12 protein-coding genes are annotated in these 20,208 nt (G+C 42.0%); 1 reads left to right on the top strand and 11 read right to left on the bottom strand.

What is annotated here, in order from left to right:
* Positions 1–6: 6 nt before the first annotated feature.
* From J3P37_RS15835 to J3P37_RS15870, 8 genes are all read right to left on the bottom strand, one after another.
* Positions 7–3,159, bottom strand: a complete 3,153-nt coding sequence (locus tag J3P37_RS15835; protein WP_256012326.1) for a DUF6298 domain-containing protein — start codon at positions 3,157–3,159, stop codon at positions 7–9.
* 266 nt (positions 3,160–3,425) lie between these two features.
* Complete coding sequence (locus tag J3P37_RS15840; RefSeq protein ID WP_256012328.1) at positions 3,426–5,051, bottom strand: polysaccharide lyase domain-containing protein; 1,626 nt, start codon at positions 5,049–5,051, stop codon at positions 3,426–3,428.
* A gap of 76 nt (positions 5,052–5,127) precedes the next feature.
* Positions 5,128–6,783, bottom strand: coding sequence for a pectate lyase family protein (locus J3P37_RS15845; RefSeq protein ID WP_256012329.1), 1,656 nt, complete (start codon positions 6,781–6,783; stop codon positions 5,128–5,130).
* A 314-nt stretch (positions 6,784–7,097) separates the two neighbouring features.
* The gene (locus J3P37_RS15850; protein ID WP_256012330.1) at positions 7,098–8,714 is read right to left on the bottom strand and encodes a DUF5123 domain-containing protein; all 1,617 of its coding nucleotides are present in this window, start codon (positions 8,712–8,714) and stop codon (positions 7,098–7,100) included.
* Positions 8,715–8,787: 73 nt separating this feature from the next.
* A complete protein-coding gene (locus J3P37_RS15855) occupies positions 8,788–10,593 on the bottom strand; it encodes a RagB/SusD family nutrient uptake outer membrane protein (protein WP_256012331.1) in 1,806 nt (601 codons plus the stop codon).
* Between the two features lie 13 nt (positions 10,594–10,606).
* Positions 10,607–13,831, bottom strand: a complete 3,225-nt coding sequence (locus tag J3P37_RS15860) for a SusC/RagA family TonB-linked outer membrane protein (RefSeq protein WP_256012332.1) — start codon at positions 13,829–13,831, stop codon at positions 10,607–10,609.
* A gap of 334 nt (positions 13,832–14,165) precedes the next feature.
* Positions 14,166–14,828 (bottom strand): DUF3826 domain-containing protein, encoded by a 663-nt coding sequence (locus J3P37_RS15865; RefSeq protein ID WP_256012333.1) that lies wholly within the window; start codon positions 14,826–14,828, stop codon positions 14,166–14,168.
* 25 nt (positions 14,829–14,853) lie between these two features.
* On the bottom strand, positions 14,854–16,470 hold the full coding sequence (locus J3P37_RS15870) for a fucose isomerase (RefSeq protein ID WP_256012334.1): 1,617 nt from the start codon (positions 16,468–16,470) through the stop codon (positions 14,854–14,856).
* A gap of 298 nt (positions 16,471–16,768) precedes the next feature.
* Between J3P37_RS15870 and J3P37_RS15875 the strand changes: the two genes are divergently transcribed.
* Positions 16,769–17,659: an AraC family transcriptional regulator gene (locus J3P37_RS15875; RefSeq protein ID WP_256012335.1), complete on the top strand. Its 891-nt coding sequence runs from the start codon at positions 16,769–16,771 to the stop codon at positions 17,657–17,659.
* 449 nt (positions 17,660–18,108) lie between these two features.
* Here the strand turns inward: J3P37_RS15875 and J3P37_RS15880 are convergent, their stop codons facing one another.
* The 3 genes from J3P37_RS15880 to J3P37_RS15890 form a co-directional block, all read right to left on the bottom strand.
* The gene (locus J3P37_RS15880) at positions 18,109–18,471 is read right to left on the bottom strand and encodes a hypothetical protein (protein ID WP_256012336.1); all 363 of its coding nucleotides are present in this window, start codon (positions 18,469–18,471) and stop codon (positions 18,109–18,111) included.
* Between the two features lie 30 nt (positions 18,472–18,501).
* Entirely contained in the window at positions 18,502–18,927 is a 426-nt protein-coding gene (locus tag J3P37_RS15885) for a hypothetical protein (protein ID WP_256012337.1), read from the bottom strand.
* Positions 18,928–19,269: 342 nt separating this feature from the next.
* The gene (locus tag J3P37_RS15890; RefSeq protein WP_256012338.1) at positions 19,270–20,202 is read right to left on the bottom strand and encodes a dihydrodipicolinate synthase family protein; all 933 of its coding nucleotides are present in this window, start codon (positions 20,200–20,202) and stop codon (positions 19,270–19,272) included.
* Between the last annotated feature and the right edge of the window lie 6 nt (positions 20,203–20,208).

The raw sequence follows: 20,208 nt of genomic DNA on the forward strand, positions 1-20,208 counted from the left end.
TTCTGTTTAAATTTTTGTGATCCATAGTACTTCAGGACCGGAAGATATTTTTTTCAAATTGATGATATTTCCCCCATTAACCACTTCGGTGGTCTTTAAAAGTGATCCATCTTTTGGATTAATATGCTGAACTTTAAAATTGCCTTTAGATGAGCTCAGATCCAGCTGAGCAGCATTTGACGATGCATTGTAAACGATATACGACTTGCCTTCTTTAGCCAGCGCCCACTGGTTTTCCGGCTTCCCGGCCAAGCTTTTAATGCTCATGGAAGCAGCGTCACTTAAAAATTCTGACGGGGCAAGAGGAATCGAAGGTAAAGAACCTCCTGCCATCAAAACTGCCCAGCCATTCCCTTCAGAATTACTCCCTGCATAAGTCACCGCTTTCCCGGGATATTTCAGGCGGTATTCGCTCACCGCGCGATAGATCTGCTCGAAAGAACTCGCCTTTGGTTTCAACAAGCGGGCATGCTGACGGGGTGCGAGGTTCTGACCACCTTTAGGTTCATAAGCAGTTCCATCTGTTTGGTAATGCCAGTACTTTATATCGATCACATCAACCACCGAAGCACGCTTCTCATCAGCGAGAATGGCATCCTGCACGTCTTTTGTGGTGCTGAGGCCAATAATGGCGTTCTTACCGGTTTCTTTTTCCCATTCTTTAATAGTATCCAGCCAGAATTGCACAAAATGCAGGGGTCCGGTATATTCAGCACTGATCATCTGAATGACTCCGTTATTCAAAACAAAATTATCAAGGCATTTTCTGATATAAGCTTTATGCAGCTCCCTTCTAACCGGGTGGTTGATATCATAAAACTGATCGGCCATAAAGATCCGCTTGTCGCCGGCATATGGTACCGGCTCTGGAAATCCTGTGTTATTGATGTTATTAGCAGGTCTCCATGGGAAATCAGCATAGTGTGCGCCGGCTTCAATGATATTATGCTGGAAGTAATTTTCATGAATAAGCACCAGGCCTTTCTGATCGGCAAGGGTAGCAAATTGTTTTAAGCGATTCCAGTACCAGTTATTGTATTTGGTAAGATCGTATTTACTTAGTCCGTCCCAGGCAGTTCCCTGACCGCTGCGGGCAAAGGGTAATTCATAAAACGGTGGCCACACTTCTCCGTCCATACGGCGGATACGTTCATGATCATCCCGGCGGCGTTCATACCATAAGCCATAATTATGATCAAGGGCTACAACATTTTTAAGTTTCATGGTATCTGTTACCGCTTCAAGATCATCGGTTAAACCAGTTCCTGTCTGACCAGGTACATACCTGGTAACATGAGGCTTCATTTTTGCCAGTGCATACGGGCGTGAACTTCCGTTCCACCATTGTATATCACCCCGCCTTCCGCTCAATAAAGTATTCCCTCTAAGCAGAACGCCATTTTGAACATGAAATTCTTCCGCTTTTACGGTATTTAATGGTTTTCTAAGCCCGATCCTTTCAATAGTTTTTGCTCCTTTAGCATCTGTACTGATCGGTTCGAGTCTAGAAGCAGCGTCGATCAGTTCAGTTAATTGGGCAGCAGGTTTCACAGCCAAAGCTGTTAAAGCCATAGCAACCTCCACTTTCGGACTGCTGGACGCCTCCGAACCTATATCGACCAGGCGGATTCTCGGATTCACTTTGTCCCCAAGACGCTCTTTCAGCTGCGCATAATACAGGCTCCTTGGTTGGATATGTTCATTCGACATAGCCCAGTAACCATTTCCCGCAAATTGTGCCCATGTACCAAAGGCCCAGTTCTGAGCTCCCGGAGGAGCATAGTTGTCGACCCGGCTGGCCGAACACTGCCAGAACACACTGTTAGCTGCAGTCCAACCTGCACCCTGGCCGTCCTGACCGCGATTCAAATAACTCAAAGCCTGACCGTCTACATTTACGATATCGAACAGAACTCCTGAAGACCAGCTATCTATAGTTCCGCTGAAACTATAAGGTAGGCGAGATTCGCATTGTACAAAAGCATTCGGCCCTGTGGCGCAAAACCCTACAGCAAAATCATGGTATCCGTTTTCCGCGTATAAACGTTGAAACAGCGTTTGTTGTCCGTTAGTATAAAAAGTGTAGCGACGTTGTCCCCCAATTTCCGAGACCGGGCTAAGTGATTTGCAATCTTCTACAGTGATCCGTTTTGCCGAAGCCTGAACGAAAACGGCCGATCCTGCAAAATGCTTAAAATTCACCTGGCGAACCCATCCGTCCTCTGCGTTTTCAAAGCTGATAGCCATCCAGCGATGGTCTTCATCCTTAAGATTCTTTTCATCATAAGTTGATCGAAGCTCCAGGTTTTCTACCCCGATATTCGAAATTCTTCCGTTCCAGGTATATTTCGAAACAGTGGCTCCACCAAAAGCAGCATCAAGAGCAGTGCTTAATGGCGCATCCAGCGTGATGGTGGAACCGCTCACTGCAGTTATCTTCCTGTCCCAGAAAATATTCCTTTGACCGGGCTTCCATCCCAGAGCAGTTTCACCCCCTCCGAAGTGATCAGTGCCTAATAAGTCAATCCATGCTTGAGTAGAAGGGCGGCGGATCTGTACCTGATCACCAGCCTTGAAGGGCCCGGCATTAGTCAGGCTGATCTTCATTGCGTTTACCGGAACATAAGCACTTGAAACTTTAGTTTCAGGCGAAAGAACCTGATCATTTTTTCCTGCTATCCTGATTAAAGTTTCCCTGCTGCTGCCGGCACCAAGAATAACTGTTCCTTTATCAGCTACCCCGCTACCGCGAAGTACAATTCCTGAAGCATCCATTCTAAGGGCTCCCTGAACCTCAAATACCCCTCTTTCCAATAGAACGGCTCCTCTGAAACCATTCTTGTCCATAGGCAAAGATGCTACATAATCGATAGCCGACTGGATCCTCAAAGTAGCATCTCCGGCTCTATAAGGAACAGTAACTTTTACAGGAACAAAAGGAATAGCCTCGTCTCCCCCCTTGTAGCCGGCGTAAGAAAAGTCAGGAATACGGTTTCCTTTTTCATCGGGAGTGTATTGAAGCTTGCCTTCTTTAGTGGTATAAATTGGAGGTTCAGGTTTCTTCGCCTTGTCAGACTGAGCTAATGCTGAGAAAGAGCATAGTAGCAACAGTGCCAGTGAACGGACTGAATGATAATATCTTGTATAAGTTTGTATCACAATTAGCTGTTTCTTTATTCGTTCAAAAATGGTGAGTAAAACATATTAAATCCTTTTTCAGGTAAAGTAATTATACACCAGTTCTTTACTATTTATGGTAAGATTTATAATTGTCTTACAAAATTAAGCGATAAAGAGGCCTGATGTTATAGCATTTTTTCTATGTATTATACAATATTGCCAAAGCGCTTTAAATTCACAAAAAAGGGGAGTATATAATTACCTCCCCTAAACCGCAACTGCGGACTTAATTGTTAAGAGGCTTTTTATGGCTTAACATTCTTGAGAGAAACAGCACTATTCAGGAAGTCCTCTATATTAGAATAGCCGTCATTGTTTTTATCCTTGCTTGCATCAGAAGCATCTTTCGGGTTTAAGCCGTTTTTCAGTTCCCAGCTATCTGGCATACCATCATTATCAGAATCCCCATACGGAGTACCTTTATACTCCGGATACCCGCCAACCTGGCTGATATCGGAAATGATACCCTTTTTATAAGAGTCTTCAGGCAATCTGCGTTTTATAAACTCTTTGCCCACACCAGTTTTTCCACCTTCCTTGTAAACGATCTTACCGGTTCTTACTTCTTCAACGATACGAGTATCCACAGGATCCCTTTTCGGCAAAGTTGCACCAACATTTGCCAGCACATAATTGTAAGCATCCTTAGCAGAAACAGTAGAAATTTTAGCCATCGGGAATGGCTTGTCCGAACGAATACTATCAGTATACCTTCCCGCATCCCGCATATCCTCTATCTGCACACCTCCATCCCAGTTATTTTTAGTTACACGCTCATTTCCATCAACGATATTGCCGTTAACATAAGCCCTGCCATACATCGTTCTCTTATCCTGTGAGCGACCAGATTCTGGCTTCAGGATACGGTGACCAATTGGCTTATCAAGAGGAGTAATCGGTCCCGGCTTGTAATAGTTATTGATGAAATTATACAATGAATTATTATCGCCTCCATCAGCAGACCGGTTCCACCAGTTAAAGACAACGTTGTTCACAAAACCAAAGTCCCCATACATACCTATGGATGGATTTCGGGCGATATTATTAGCCCAAAGGTTTCGCATAAAGGTGCTGTTCAAGCCCCCGATGGTACTTCCAAAAGCATGATTGTAGGTATCTAAAGCCTCTGCAAAAATGGAATTCTGTATCGTCACATTTACGGTTGGTAGTTTTTGTGGCTTTTCGGAACCCCGCTCATACACATGGCGGTACATGGACATATTCTCATCCAGGCCCCAGCTTGCAGAAACGTGGTCAATGATAATATTACCTACAGGATTTCCACCCAATGCGTCATCCCGTCTGGTTACGACAGTCTCGCCTCTGCGGAAACGCATAAACCGCACAACCACATCATGAGTATCTATCCAAACCGATTCTCCTGCAATACATACCCCGTCGCCAGGAGCTGTTTGACCTGCAATAGTAATATATGGAGCACGAATAATGACCGGACTCTTTAACTTAATTATACCGGCAACGTTAAAAACAATGATCCTGGCCCCACCCTGTTCGCAGGCATGCCTGAACGAACCCGGACCGCTGTCTGCAAGAGTGGTAACTACATAGACTTTACCTCCGCGACCGCCAAACGAGTAAGCGCCACCACCTTCAGCACCAGGAAAAGCCGGAATAGGAGATTGTTTAAGATCAGAAGGAGCTTTAGCCCATGGCACAAATGGCTTACCATTTTTTGCATCACGTTCAACGACAGGTAATGCCTTTTGCCAGGCTTCATCCGACAAACGTTTCACTTCATTTAAAGCAGAGTCGCCTGCTTTTTCCAGGTGAGGTGGAATAACCGGATACTGTGCAAAAGCAGAACTGCTACCCAGCAGGGCCATTACTAAAAGCGATTTATAAGTTCTCATCTTGTTTATATGGTTAATTTTATATTAGCATTAAAAAAGGGGGCTATTGCCCCCGATACTTATGCTTAGAAAATATTTACGGTTTTACTGTCGCAAGACTTACCACGCTGTTGAGGTAGTCCTCAATATTGGTGTAGCCGTCGTTATTTTTGTCCTTACTTGCATCAGACGCATCTTTCGGATTTAAACCGTTTTTGGTTTCCCAGGCATCCGGCATACCGTCATTATCGCTGTCTTTATAAGGCTTACCTTTATACTCAGGGTAACCACCTACCTGGCTTATATCTGTAATAATTCCCATTTTGTAAGAATCAATCGGTAAACGGCGATGTTCAAACTGAGTAGCAGGTAATTTAACACCTTCTTTGTAATTGATCTTACCGGTTCTAACCTGCTCGATCACCCTGGTATCTACAGGATCTCTTTTAGGAAGTATTGCTCCTGCATTAGCCAAAACGTAATTGTATGCATCTTTCGTTGGCAAAATAGTGATTGCAGGCATTGGCAAAGGTTTGTTCACTTTCATCGCAGCAAAATATTCCTGCGCTTTAGCAAAAGGCATTAACTCGCCATCTTTCCCTTCAAGCTGAATACCTCCATCCCAGTTGTCTCTTGTTACTTTATCGTTTCCTTCGATGATGTTTCCCGTTATGTGAGCCCTTCCGAACACTACATATTTCAGCTTACTTCTGCCCGACTCCGGTTTAAGGATACGGTAGCTGATCGGTTCGCTAGCAGGTGTAAGAGGTCCTGGTTTGTAGTAATTGTTAATGATGTTAAACATGGCCTTATAATCGCCACCATCGGTTGAGCGATGCACCCAGTTAAACACTACGTTGTTCGCGAAATTGAATATTCCGTTCCAGCCAATTGAGGGGTTCCTTGCTGCATTATCAGCCCAAAGGTTACGCATAAACGTACAGTTCTCTCCGCCAAGGGTGCTTCCGAAAGCATGGTTCCAGGTATCTAATGCTTCAGAGAATATTGAGTTTTGAATAGTGATATTCACAGTACCTAACTTCTCTTCAGCTTTTCCGGTGCTGTCGTTATACATATGACGATACATCGACATGTTTTCGTCTAAGCCCCAGCTTGCGGAAACGTGGTCGATCATGATATTTCCAACAGGGTTGCCACCGATAGCATCGTCACGACGGCCAACATAAGTTTCGCCCCTTCTAAAACGCATAAAACGGATCACCACATCGTGAGTGTTGATCCATACAGATTCACCAGCTACACAAACTCCATCTCCGGGAGCCGTTTGTCCTGCGATGGTGATATAAGGAGCACGAATGATCAAAGGAGTTTTTAAGCGGATAATACCCGACACGTTGAAAACGATCGTTCTTGCTCCGCCCTGCTCACAAGCTTCACGCAAAGAACCTGGGCCATTGTCAGCCAGGCTGGTTACTACCAGCACTTTACCGCCACGTCCGCCAAAAGAAAAAGCACCGCCACCTTCAGCTCCCGGAAATGCAGGAATATCCGCCTGCGGTAAATCATACGGACGACCCGCCCATGGAATAAACGGCTTACCTTCCCTCGCTTCTTTCTCAATAATCGGTAACGCTTTCAACCATGCCGCATCAGATTGCTTGCGGGCTTGCTCCATCATCTCGTTGCTTGCTTTCGCTACATCCGCAGGAATCTTAGGATACTGAGCTAAAGCTGTTTGTGTTGTCGCGAATAGCGATGCGGCAACCAATAGCGGTAAAATATTCTTCTTCATGTACATTATTCGTGTGTGTAATCTTTAATAGATTGGATTATTTACTTTGGTTAGAAAGTATAATAATTCAAATATGGGGCTTTGTGGTGGGAAGTTTCTGTATAATTTTTTCAGAAGATTGTAGGATGTTAGCAGTAACCGTAATCTTCTGACGTATATCCGTTTTCAAAAAACATCTCCAACATCGATTCTACATTTTAGATTTTTAGTTGGTACAATTGAAGTCTATTTAACACCACCTTGAAAATCAAAATCGCTATATAAAAAAAGAGGGTGCCTTTTGGACACCCTCTTTTATATAGAATTGCTCTACGTTACAACCAACGCGGATCACCCTGAGCTGCAGTTTTTACAGCTGCATTGCCGACCGTAAAGTTTCCGGCCGTTGGATTCGTGAAAGTTGGATCGAGTGCAGTAGTTCCAATATTAAACCCTGAAGTAACACCTCCGGTAATGTTACCTGCATTTGTTCCTGAAATATTGTTGTTATTCAGTTTCAAAGTAGACCCTGTACCGCCGATTGAATTACCATTATTTGAAATCTTATTCATAATAATATTATTATTCAATACAAATGCGGTTCCGGGAGCAGCAGTTCTTAAGAATATTCCCCCATTAGAGAAATTATAGAATGTGCTATTTTCAACCTTAATAATTGCACCAGTTAAGATGGAAGCAGTGGCATCAATTCGGAAGAATGCACGTGCACCGTTCCAAAAAGTAGTGTTCTTATAGTTAATATTACCTACTGTTCCAGAACGAAAATCTAAGAAATCGCCACCAGCATTACCGAAATCGTGTAACAAGCAGTTGTCGATTGTTATGTTGAAAGTTCCTGTTCCAGGGATGGCAGATGGAGCAGAAGCCGCACCAACTGTTTGACTGAAGGCTAAGCCAGATTCAGCACCGGAAATGTCGGAATTTTCAATTGTTAAATTTAACGGTCCAGTCACATAGGATAGACCGAAAACATGTTTGTTGTAGTCAGTATTACCGGCTGTATTTGCTTTGCTGATACTGATTATTTTCAATCCGGAAACCGTGAAATTTGAAATATTACCTTTTAGATCAAAATTCTTCATGGTTATACTAGGCGTGACTGTACTATTTAGCGCAGCTTTGAATGTTAACGATTTCCCATTGACGGTCACTGTACTTAATGCTGTACTTGAAAAGTCATAAGCAGCGCCACCAAAGTATATGATATCGCCAGATACTGCTGCATTGACTGCATCTTGAATAGTTTCATAAACAGTTGAACCTGAATTGATCGTAATTTTTTCATTAACATCTCTAGTCATGAAAGTTACTACTCCCTTTCTCACTTCACCTTCGTATATCAGCGCAGAATACCTGGTAGCTCCACTCAAATTACTTATCGTTATAGACTTATTTGCAATATCCGTAGCGCTAAGTTGTATAGGACTCATTGGAGCAGAGTTCATTGGTATAACTACTATATGTGTTACTGTTCCTGTTGCCGGAGCAGTCCATTTTAATTTCGCAGAAGTTGCCTGAATGTCAATCCTCTCGGGAGTAGAGAAGATGCTCTCTAACGTTAGAACTTTAGACACAAATGGTGAACTTTCTACCATATCAGATGCAATAGCTCTAATTCGCACAAAATATTCATTAACAAGATTTACCCCCTCAAAGGAAGTGGATCTTGCAGTAGCGTCAACTGTATCTGACTTAAAGATCGTCGTAAAATTTTTGTCAAGCGACAACTGTGTGACAAAATTAACAACACGATTATCAGGTGTACTATATTCCCATTGAACATCTATTGATGTTTCTTTGGATACAATATTTGAAATAGTTGGCGACGGGACATAATATTTAGGATCGGGTCCAAGTGCCTTCTCACATGAGGTGAAAATGGTTATCAACGCAACCGTAAAAGTTAATAAAGTAAGCGTTTTTGCTTTCATAATTTCTATATATAGAATTTAACACCGTTTTACAAAGAAAAAAGTAGGCGTACACCTACCTTTTTCATTTTAGTTATTTTAGCGGATCAAAAGTACCACCCCAAGTATTATTCTGTTGAAGCTTAGGATTGTTAATGATTGCTGCGTTAGGTAATGCAAAGAAATAATATTCAGGCTTCCAGTTTATGGCATACTTGGTATCCTTATCCTCAGGTACAAGTTGAAAATAATTGGTATAGGCCTCATCAAGGTTTACAGAGTTCCTGTTACTTGCAAACTCAGCGGGAGTAGGGATACCAGTACCTGTTTTCAACTCAATTCTTAAGCCTTGCCTTTTCTTACCATTGAGCACTTGTTCAATCTTTTTCGTCCTTCTAAGGTCCCAAAAACGCTTACCCTCAAAAGCAAATTCTATTTGACGCTCGTACAAAATGGCATCGAACAACTCTGGCCTCGTCATATCATTGTCCAAACCAAATAAATTATCAGATCCTGGCTCTATTCCAGCACGTCTTCTCACGGCTATTAGTCCCTGATAGGCCTCTTCGCTCGTAGTTAACCTGTTAAAACCCGCAGCACTTTCTGCAAGGTTAAGAAGGACCTCGGCATAGCGTATTTCCATCCAATCGGTACCAGAGTTTGCCACATTACTTGCGGAAATATTGGGGTCGATTGCTTTCCTAAGATAGAAGCCGGTATTACTTGCTTTAGTCTCCGTAGTTACATAGGTTCCTGAAGAATTTTTCGCAAAATACGTCCACAACCTATAAGACGCATCACCGTTAATTGCCCAAGTTGAACCGTTATAAGCGATAGTTTTTTCGAATCTTGGATCCCTGTTTTTATAAAACAGCTGATCTGAATAACCATATGCTGACTCTCCTGGTTTCTTTCCATCTTTCATCGGATAGGCCTTAACCATGTCCCATGATGGTTGATTTGAACCTCCGGCCGAACCCAGGTAAGAAGGTCTGGTTTGGTTATCGTACGTATTAGTTTTCTTAGCCTGATCAGACGTTTTGGTATTGTATCCCGTAATCAATACCGCCTCCGGGTTATTAACCTCAGTAAACCACATATTTTCATACGAACTATTCAACCCAAAACTGTTATCATCAAGAATTTTTTTAGCTTGTAAATTCGCATTATAAGCGGCTTCCCATCTATCAGTAAGATCGCCAGGATTAAATTGAGCACTAGCCCATGTTAACAATACTCTGCCTTTAAAGGCCGCAGCCGCTCCTTTTGTAATTCTTCCCCAATCTGCTGTTGATGACCATCTGCCTGGTAAACTTGCAATGGCAAAATCTAGATCCGCAACTATCTGAGCAATGCTCTCGCTAGTAGAGTTTCTGGGCATAAAATTGCTTTCCTTTTGTTCTGCACCAACAGGATTAAGTGGTTCCAAAACTAAAGGAACCCCTCCATACAACCGTACCAAGTCGAAGTATCGGAAAGCTCTAAAGAACCGAGCTTCACCTGATAATTTATTCTTTGTGTATTGAGGAAGGTCACCATTGTTCACATCTCTAATAAACTCGTTAATCTTCCTTATTTTCGCCCAGTTATTTGAAGTGCTTAATCCGGTTCCAAAATCGGCTACCGTAGCTTGATCTACTGTGCCCTCAAAAAACTTGGACTCACCATAGGATTCGTCCGAAAAAGCCCCTGATCCAGATATTGCACCTCCGGTATTGCCAAACCAGCCCGGCAAATTATCGTTATAAATATAGCTAAGGTTTAAAAAAGCCAGTGTCGAGTCACTGTAAATCAATGAACCATCGATAGTGGATAAATTAGTCTTATCCATTACTTTTTCACAGCTACTCAAGCCTAAAAGCAGCGCAGCACAGATGAATAAATTATTTGAAAGTTTCATATTCTGTAATTAGTTAAAACCCAACATTAAGACCTAAAGACCAAGATTTTAATGCCGGATATGCGTTGTAAACTCCAGTACTATATCGGTAATCACTATAGGGGTTATTTATTATAAATGGATTAGTACCCACTAGATAAACCCGTGCACTGCTTAGACCCACACGGCTAACGACGGTCTTTGGCAGAGAATAAGAAACGTTTATATTAGAAATATTGAACGTCGTTGAACTTCTAAACCAAAAGGAAGAGACTCTATCGTAAGTATCCGTATAGTACGGGTTAGGGTACTTTGCGTCAGTGTTTTCAGGAGTCCAATGATCTGCCCAAAATGCTGGACGATTTAATGTGTTTTTTGCAATCTTTCTTGCGTCTCCTTCCACTACGTCCTGTCCACCCCAAGATGCGCCCGAAGTTACTGATAGGCTCAATGATTTAAAGGCTACATTGAAATTAAACCCTAGACCATAGTGATTATTTGCCTTCTTAGTCAAGAATTCCACGTCGTCCTCCGTGATAACACCGTCGGGATCTGTGGGGTTGCCATTTAATCTCGGGCCAGAAATATCCTCGTAATACAACATCCCAGGCTCTGGGTCTTTACCAAAAAGCTTATAGCCAGGATGCTGCGCCAAGTAATTCGTTACATCTTCTTCGGTTCTAAACATCCCTACGTATCTGTACCCCCAGATGCCCATATCTGTCGACCGGCCATTAGGATCCTGTATTGAACCGACTAAGCCTTGACTTACATCAACCTTTACGTTTTTGTTATCATTCCAACTAAAGAAAGTGTTGATTCCATATTTCCAATCGGTATTGATATTGTCTCTCCACCCAAGGGAAATTTCAGTACCAAACATTTTCATCTCCCCATAATTTTCAGATGGTAATTGCTGACCAACTAGAGCCGAAACGGAGGAAGTTAATTGAGTCAACATATTGTAGTTACGATCATGGTAGCCGTCCACAGTAAGTGATAATCGATCTTTTAAGAATCTAGCTTCCAACCCTAATCCCAATTTCGTTGCATCATCCCAAACCACTTCCCGATTCGTAATTCCATCCTGAATTATGGTAAGAGTTCTGTCTGCGTCTCCACCAAACACCGCTCCTTTGCCTGTTTCTTTCTTGTATTTATCATACCATTGGAACGGCCGTGTACGATCTGCTCCAACAAAACCTGCAGAACCTCTGATCTTCAGAAAGTTCATAAATCTGACATTGTTTTTAAAGAAATTTTCTTCACTGACTACCCAACCAAATGAGAACGATGGAAAGTAGCCCCAACGATTTTCAGGAGCAAAACCAGAAGACGCATCTGCTCTCAACGTAAACTCTGCCAGATATTTATCAGCATAGTTATAATTTAGACGGCCGATATAAGATAGATAGCCAGATTCTGATTCAGACTCGCTTTGCAACACGGAAACGCCAGTAGCATAATTCATATTGTCTGATCCTCCTTGCATTGGATCTTCTATATATGTTGCCACTCCATCGGTATAACTCTCTCTTTGTTCCACCATCGCAAGAGCTGAAATCGTATGCTTGCCAAAGGTACGATCGTAGTTTAAAGATCCATTTATTTGATAGTTTTCGGCGTAAGTAGGATTAAAGCGGACTTGGTTACCATTTTTTAGAATGACCGAGTTCAATACATCTCCACCGTAAATATGCTTATTTGTGCCTAGCATTGAGAAACGATAAACCGGATAAGATGTTCCATATTGTTTCCCAAAAGAGTTATCCTCGCGTTTGTTATAAACAGCCCTTGCTTTTAAACCTTTTATAAAAGGGACCTCGTAATCTAAGTTGAGATTTACATTTAACCCTGAGTTTCTAGTTTTTGTGTAGTTATCTGAATTTTGAATTTCAAAAAAATGGAAATTCTCGGTGGTAGAATTGGTCGCTGTTCCCAATAAAACCGGCAGACCATTTATATAAGGAGGATTAAACTGCGGTGTCTGCAGTAAAGCTAACACGTCTTTCTCTACACTTTCTCCACCTTGTTTTAGCCAATACATTTTTTTATTGTACAAATCTCCGCTGACTTGTAATCCAAGTTTTAGCCCTTTCGTTACTTTTATGTCGGTGCTTGCACGATAAGTCCAACGACTGGCATCTATATTTTCTAAGTTAGCATCCTGGGCATTATATGTTATACTCCCAAAGTATGTAGCCCTATCACTTCCTCCACTTGCGCTTAATGTATGGCGGGAGACCATTGATGATTTCCAGGCCATATCCAGCCAGTTATAATTATGAGCCTTAAAATACTCTAGTTCATCGGGAGTGTATATGTCACCACTAGTACCCTGGCCGCGTGCAATATTGTAATCATTCAGATAAGTAGCCAATTCATAACCGTTCATCATCTTGGGCAACATAAGCGCATCTGAAGTACCAACAGATCCACTGTAACTAATTTGTGGAGGACCAACTTTTCCTCTCTTTGTACGCACCAATACAGCTCCGTTATTACCGCTAACTCCATAGATAGCCGCAGCAGCATCTTTCAACACTGAAATACTTTCAATCTCAGTAACATCCAAAAGATTAAATTGATCAGAAGTTTTTACCACATCGTCTATTATATAGATAGGTTCTGTAGTTCCTCCGTCTTTAGATAATAAGGATGGATTCCTGATAGTGATCCTGGCATTTTCTCCAGGTCTAGCCTGGCCGCCTGCTACAGAGACACCTGCCACTTGCCCACGCAAAGCTGCAGCCAAACTTCCTACTGGAAGATCCTGAATAGCCTCCATCTTTATATTTTCAACCGCATGAGTTAGTGAAGCTTTTTTCTGAGTTCCATATCCAACAACCACCACTTCATTAAGTTCAGAAGCACTCTCCTGTAGAGTAATGTTGAAGCTAGTTGCACCTTTAGCGGCTACCTCTCTAGTTGTAAACCCTAAAAAACTAAATACCAACGTCTCATTACCAGTCGGCAAATTCAACCTAAATACACCATTCACATCAGTACTGGTGCCTGTTGTTGTACCTTTAATTTTAACGCTAACTCCAGGTAAAGGCTCTCCTTTACTATCTTTTACCGTGCCGGTTACGTTAATCCGAGCGGCTTCTTTAATATTTATATTTTTTACAGTCGCTAAGGATGTTTCCCGATTGGCAGCATAAGACGTTGCTGATAACATTAACGCGGCCAATAAAGGAGTGCAGGCCATCCTTGAACCTTTACTCAAATAATGCTGCGTGTGTAAAAATAAGTTCATAATTTTTCGGTTCGTTAAAAATAAAGACAAAAAAAGACCCTAACTCATAATTATGAGTTCTCAATGGGCATTAAAAATTAATTACTTGTTGATTACGCTTAACTGGTTTCTATTAGCATATTTCTTGAATTCTTCATACTGATTTGGTTTTTAAATTGGCTACATTCATCTAATTAAATAAACCTAAAAGATGTTATGCTAATAAGTACATAAGAGTTCTTAGTACGGTTTATTCGTATATCAAATTTATATTTATATGTAAATAAATTCCTATAGCATTTTCTCAAGAATTTGTACGATGTTACCATCGCCAAAGTTACTGGCTTTCTTATTTTTATTTCGCCGCCTTAATCCTTGCCTGCCATTCTTTACTAGCTTTATTCATATCAATACCCGCCGCTGATAAATAATTGTTAATTCTGCCCTTATATTTTCCAAACCAGGCATGCTTCTTTTCAGAGGATTCTGCATCCATCGCATGTTCACGTGCTTCGGTAAGATATTCTAATATTTGCTTCTTTTGTTCTGTTGTCAACGAAGGCAGCATTTCCTGGTATCCCTTGTAGGTTATCGGTAACACGCCATAGGTCATACCGTCTTTCACCTGTTCAACCTGTTGCTGGTTCAAATGTTTTGACAGTTTAGAAATGTACTGCTTGTGCAGCTTAGCTAACTTCTTATCAGCATCTTCCTGAAGTCCTTTAACTTCCTGCTCCGCTTTTTCTTTATTGTCCTTATTGGCTTCCTTTACTTGTTTAACAGCTGCGTTACGGGCGTCATGTATCGTGTTAAGGTCGATGTACTGCTGAGCTATGATATCACGTACTTTAATTGCTTTGCTGCTATCAGCAAGGCCTAATGGAGTTATGATTTTTGCAGCACGTCCGGTTACAACTTGCCTGTACTCTGCTGCTTTATCTTGGGCAAAAACAGTACTCACCGATACTATTCCTACTGCTAACAAACAAACTACTGTTTTTAATACTGATTTGAACATATGTTTAATTGATTATTTACTACAACTATAATTCTATATCTCCGCAGAAATGGACCTGAAGTCCAAGCTCGGTCAGTGCCGCAGCTTTGATTCTGCAAGCCTGATGAGCCGATGCCTCATCCGGAGTATAAACTACATGAATATGATTTGCTTTATGCCTTGCCATCAACTGATCCCTCTTCACCCCTTTCAACACTGCATGCATAATTGGCCATTGAGGTGTAGTAAGGTTCCAGCGGCGTTTTGTTTCGTCTTCTGGTAACCTGACAACCTCTCCTACGCCAAGGTCGCATTGGAGAATATTATTCATAACGTAAATTCTGCTCCAAACAATATATCCCGGTTTACTTATTCCTTTAAGTGTTCCGCCACCCAAGCGAAAATACATGGGAGGCTGTCTGTCGCTGGAAGCTCCCTGGTATCCATCTATAAAATGCGCAGGCGGAGCAGCGCCGGAAATAAGGAATAACCATACAAAATCATCTATACCTTCTCCTTTGTAATCCTCACCCCATCGAATGTCATGCAGCGTGTTTTCACCTGGCATTCCCAGCTCTTTCCATAAGTGGTAAGTAAGCAACGCATCCAGTCCGGCACATTCATCAACCTCATTAAAATGTGGCAATGCTTCACCGGCGAAAACTTCTGTACCTGACGGAGTATAAACCGGAGGACGGTCCTGATTGTTTAGCAAACCTTCTACCAGGTCGCTGGCAACCGTCAAATCCTTTAATCCCTGCTGATATTGGATACCTATGGTTGAACAGCCAAACTCATCTGCAATACGTGCAGCGGCTATATACATTTTACATTGCTCCAGAGTTTGCTCGCGTGTTAATTCTGTCTCGGGGTCAGTCCCCCAGTTAAATTGCATCCCTTTGTGAAGAAGCCAATCAAGCACTTTACCTGATTCGTTATCATTCACTGTTTTCATAGATGCATATAGGGCCGATTGGCTTAGTCTTTCTTTAAACACTCCGGTTTTATGAAGTAACTCATCCGGAATGATAGCATTGTACATTCCCATACACCCCTCATCGAAAACTCCCATGATGGCTTTGTTTTCTTTTAAACGTTTGCCAAAATCCCTGCCCCTTTGCTCATCCTCAAAGCGAACTTTTGCAAGATCAAAACTTTTTACGTGGCTCTGATCATGTTGTACACGACCTGTTGCTAACCATTCTTTCAGACCCTGGATAAAGAAATCGTCATCGAAATTCTCACTCCATAGGGTACTGTAATTTACATTCGCTTTGGTTAAACAACCATTTAAGTTCAGCATTCCTACCAGGCCCGGCCATTGACCGCTCCAGTTTGCCACCGTTAGTATTGGCCCCTCATGCGTAGTTAGTCCGGCTAAAACGTGGTGAGAGTACTGCCACACACTTTCGGCTACTATCAAAGGCTGTGTTTTATCAATATTTCTAAACACTTCCATTCCCATTTTTTGCGAATCGATAAATCCGTGTTTTTTCTCCTCATCATATGGATGTGCCCGTTTCACAGTCCATCCCTGGCTTTCAACTGCAGAGATAAGTATACTTTCCATATCAGCCTGCGCTGCCCAGCAGTTTTGATTTGCTGAAAGCCGTAGATCACCACTTGCTACGAGTAGAACTTCTTTTGGGTTAGTCTCTTTCATATAAGATAATTTTAGCTCCTTTAATTCGTGGCTGCACATCATCCGCTTGCCAATTGCATTAAAAGGAAATTGATAAGTCTATAATTTCAGTGTTACGAATAATCGGCCACACAAATTTGAAGAATCAGTTAGGGCAAACTTTCCTGCTTCTTATCAACTTAGTGTAGGATGTTATCATTGGATTTGTGATATTTGTCTATCTTTGATCAAACTAATCATGTTCAAGTAACAAACTTATCAGATTACAATAAACGATTCCCTTTAGGAGTTATCAGTAAACTATTATTAAAGTATTAGTATGAAACCTCTTTTTCACAAAGTTCCTGTAAAACCCGAAAGCTCATTTAGTATTCGCCACGACAGGAAACCGAATTTTGTGGGTATCTGGCATTATCATCCGGAGCTGGAATTACACTATGTAATTAAAGGCGAAGGTGTGCGCTTTATTGGAAATAATATTGGAAATTTCTCTCCTGGTGATCTGGTTCTGTTAGGTGAAAACCTTCCTCATACCTGGAGATGTACGGAAGAATACTTCCAAAACAGCCCCGATCATGAGATCGAGGTGATTGTAATACATTTTTTACCTGACTGCCTCGGAAAGTTCCTTTTAAATCTTCCGGAAGCCTATCTGTTACCGAAGCTGTTTGAGAAAGCTAAAAGTGGAATGGTTATAGGCGGCAAAACCAAAACCAGGCTGGCTGAGCTTATGCGTGAAGCTCTTAGCGCAACTAACCTTGACAAGGTGATCGTTTTGCTGAAGATCCTTAAAACCCTTGCAGAAACTACCGAGTTTAAAACCATCGTATCCGGTCAAAGTACGTTCTATCAGTCTAATGAAACCGATACCTTGCGATTGAATAAAGTTTGTAATTACACCTTAACTAATTACAAAAAAGATATCACCCTGGAGGAGATCTCTTCCATCAGTAACCTGAGTGTGACCTCCTTTTGCAGGTACTTCAAGCTGATGACCAAGAAAACCTATTATGATTTTCTGATTGAAATACGGATCAGTCATGCATGCAGAGCCCTCGTTGAGGACAAGTTACCCACCGAGGTGATTTGCTTTGACTGCGGTTTTAATAATGTTTCAAACTTTTACCGCCACTTCAAAAAAGTGACGGGTATTACGCCTCTTGAGTATAAGAGAAAGTATCTGAATAAAGTGAAGCAGAATGTTGCCTAGAAGCTCTGCTTTTTTTGAAAACCAATAATCTAAGCTGCCCACATTTCCAGGCTCTTCGAGATATTTATCCCGAAGCCCTATCGTAGGTTCTCCGAACCGCACATAAGTAGGGCCTTCTCCTACTCGGCTCCCAAACGGCGCCCACAATCCTGGCGAAGGTCGCTTGGAGATAAGACTGTGTCTAGGAGATGTCTAGGACGGAATGCTAAACAATCACTAATTAGCAGCTGTCCTAAAGTTTTAAAGTGCCAACCGATGAAAGCGAGTCTCCGACTCCTTAGGCGTTTAGTAAAGCGCTTTAACGGAGTCGGAGACTCCTTTTTATTTATGAATCCGTAGAGACCCCTGCGGGAACTCGACGGACAGATTGGGGATTCTGCGGAAGGATGAGAGGTTTCGCGTGCGCTAGCAACCAAGAGTTTTTCCAGCTTTGCTTAGTAACGGCTAAGCTACGATTGAAGTTTCTGGCGGATTTCTTTTACGAATTCGACAGAAACATTGGCTATCTCTGCGGCCTGGATGTCTGATAGTCCTAATTTTGAAATCAGGTTTTCGATGACTTCCGCTTTACCTTTTACTTCTCCTTTACGGTAAAGGAAGTCATTCTCTTCTTTAAAATATTTTGATATTGCTTTCATAACTTTTTCTAATTCATGCTCAAGGCTGCTGCGTAGCTGCACAAAAATACGTAATTGCTTAAAATACCGGCTTTCAGCGAAATCTCCACCGGCACTTGCTCTTACTTCGTCAACGATGGTCTTTACAACGCTGTATGGATCCTCATTACCAAAATTAACCAATATAGATAACATTTTAACTTCAGGATTGTCTGAGTTTAGAAATTATTTGTAATTAGCATCCGAAAGACAAATCAGTTCATAACTGTACTTATGCTTTTCAGTATCTATTAGCACAGGCATGGAAGGCTTGACGTCCCTCAGAAAAATAACATACTGCTTCACGGGAAGGCGGTATTTCCGCATAATCATAATACTGTAATCAGCCATTCTGTATACCATTCCATCATCATCCTCCAACTGAAATTCAACTTGTAGCATATAAGTTTTCCTACAGCTATCCGTTACGCGTTTTAGAGAGTCTGGCGTTCTTTCCTTAGTGTGCTGAATATCATCAGGGACCTCTTCGCTACTAACAATATCGAGGCCCAGGACGTCCCGGATGATCATTGGAAGGGTTACTTCCAGATGTTCCTTTATTATTTTGTCATACTGGTTGGCCTGTCGCCGGCTGGTGGATTTTTGGGGCATGGCTTGTCAATCATCAAGCCAAGATAATAGCAAACATTTGTCAGGGGTATGATTAGTATCATTCATTCTCTTGATATGAAAGATACTCACCCAACCACCCTCTGTCCTTCTTTTAATCATCTCCTGATCACGTTCAAGGATTTATATGAGACAGCAAGGAACTTGAGAGGCAGCTGATAGGGGATAGCCAATGAGGTCCCAAACCATCTCCAATCGACCCCCTAACGATCTCAATAGATTGTTAAAGCCTGTTCAGGAGATGGTATGAAGAAGACTAAAGCAAATCAGGTCACACACGCGTGCCCGATATGCCAAAACCAATAATTTAAAGCTGCTTAGTTTTTACAGTGCCAGACGTATCTCCAAATCTTTTTGAAGACGGTCGAAATCCTTGAACAGGGTTTCAATCTGCGAGCTGACTGTCTGTGTAAATGCACCTACTTTACGGCGTGTGAACGTGGAAATGTCCAGCCCTCTCTTCTGGAGGAAGTACTTGGAAACGATTGGATATACGTTGTGCATCACGTCCATATTTTCAATTAAAAACTGTTGTACTCTTTCTACCTCCAGCTTTAAGTCCTCTTTGTCGTAATTATCGCACAGCCAAACTATCAGTTCGGGGAAATAGTTCCCTTGTATACATGAAAGTCCTGCAGATCCTGCCTTTAGTGATTCAACTGCATGCACCATGTAAGCATCGTATAGACCAAAATTATAGCCGTCCGTAAGCTTCAGCTTTTTTTTGATCTGTTCAAGGTCCAGCGAAGTATCTTTATGATAGATCACGCGCCCTGTAGCCACAAATTGCTGCAATTGCTCGGGCGATATAAGTCTCTTGTAAGGAACCGGGCATTCGTAAAAACCAACTGGTACTCCTGGCGTCAGATCCAAGAGACGGAATACCCGCTCGTTGAAAGCATCGTCTGCTTCATCTTCATCAGCAAGCAAACCAGTGATCAATATCACAGCATCCGTGCCCGTATCACTAACTTTCTTAACAAATTCCGCCTGAGCTTCCACCGGCCCGCCGAAGGTACCTGTCGCAACAACTGGAACCTTGCCTGCTGTAACCTTTATTACATGTTTAATTACCTCCAGTCTTTCTTCGTCTGTCAGCTCAAACATCTCGCTGGACAGACAGTTTGCGAACAAACCTTTGGCACCTGCATCCAGGTATACCTCGGTCAATTTGCCAAGGGAATCAAAATCAACATTTCCGTTGTCCTTAAACGGAGTAAGCATTACCGGTATAAATCCTTTTTCTGAGTTGTTCATTTTTGT

The sequence above is a fragment of the Desertivirga xinjiangensis genome, from assembly GCF_024436435.1.
Classification (GTDB): domain Bacteria; phylum Bacteroidota; class Bacteroidia; order Sphingobacteriales; family Sphingobacteriaceae; genus Desertivirga; species Desertivirga xinjiangensis.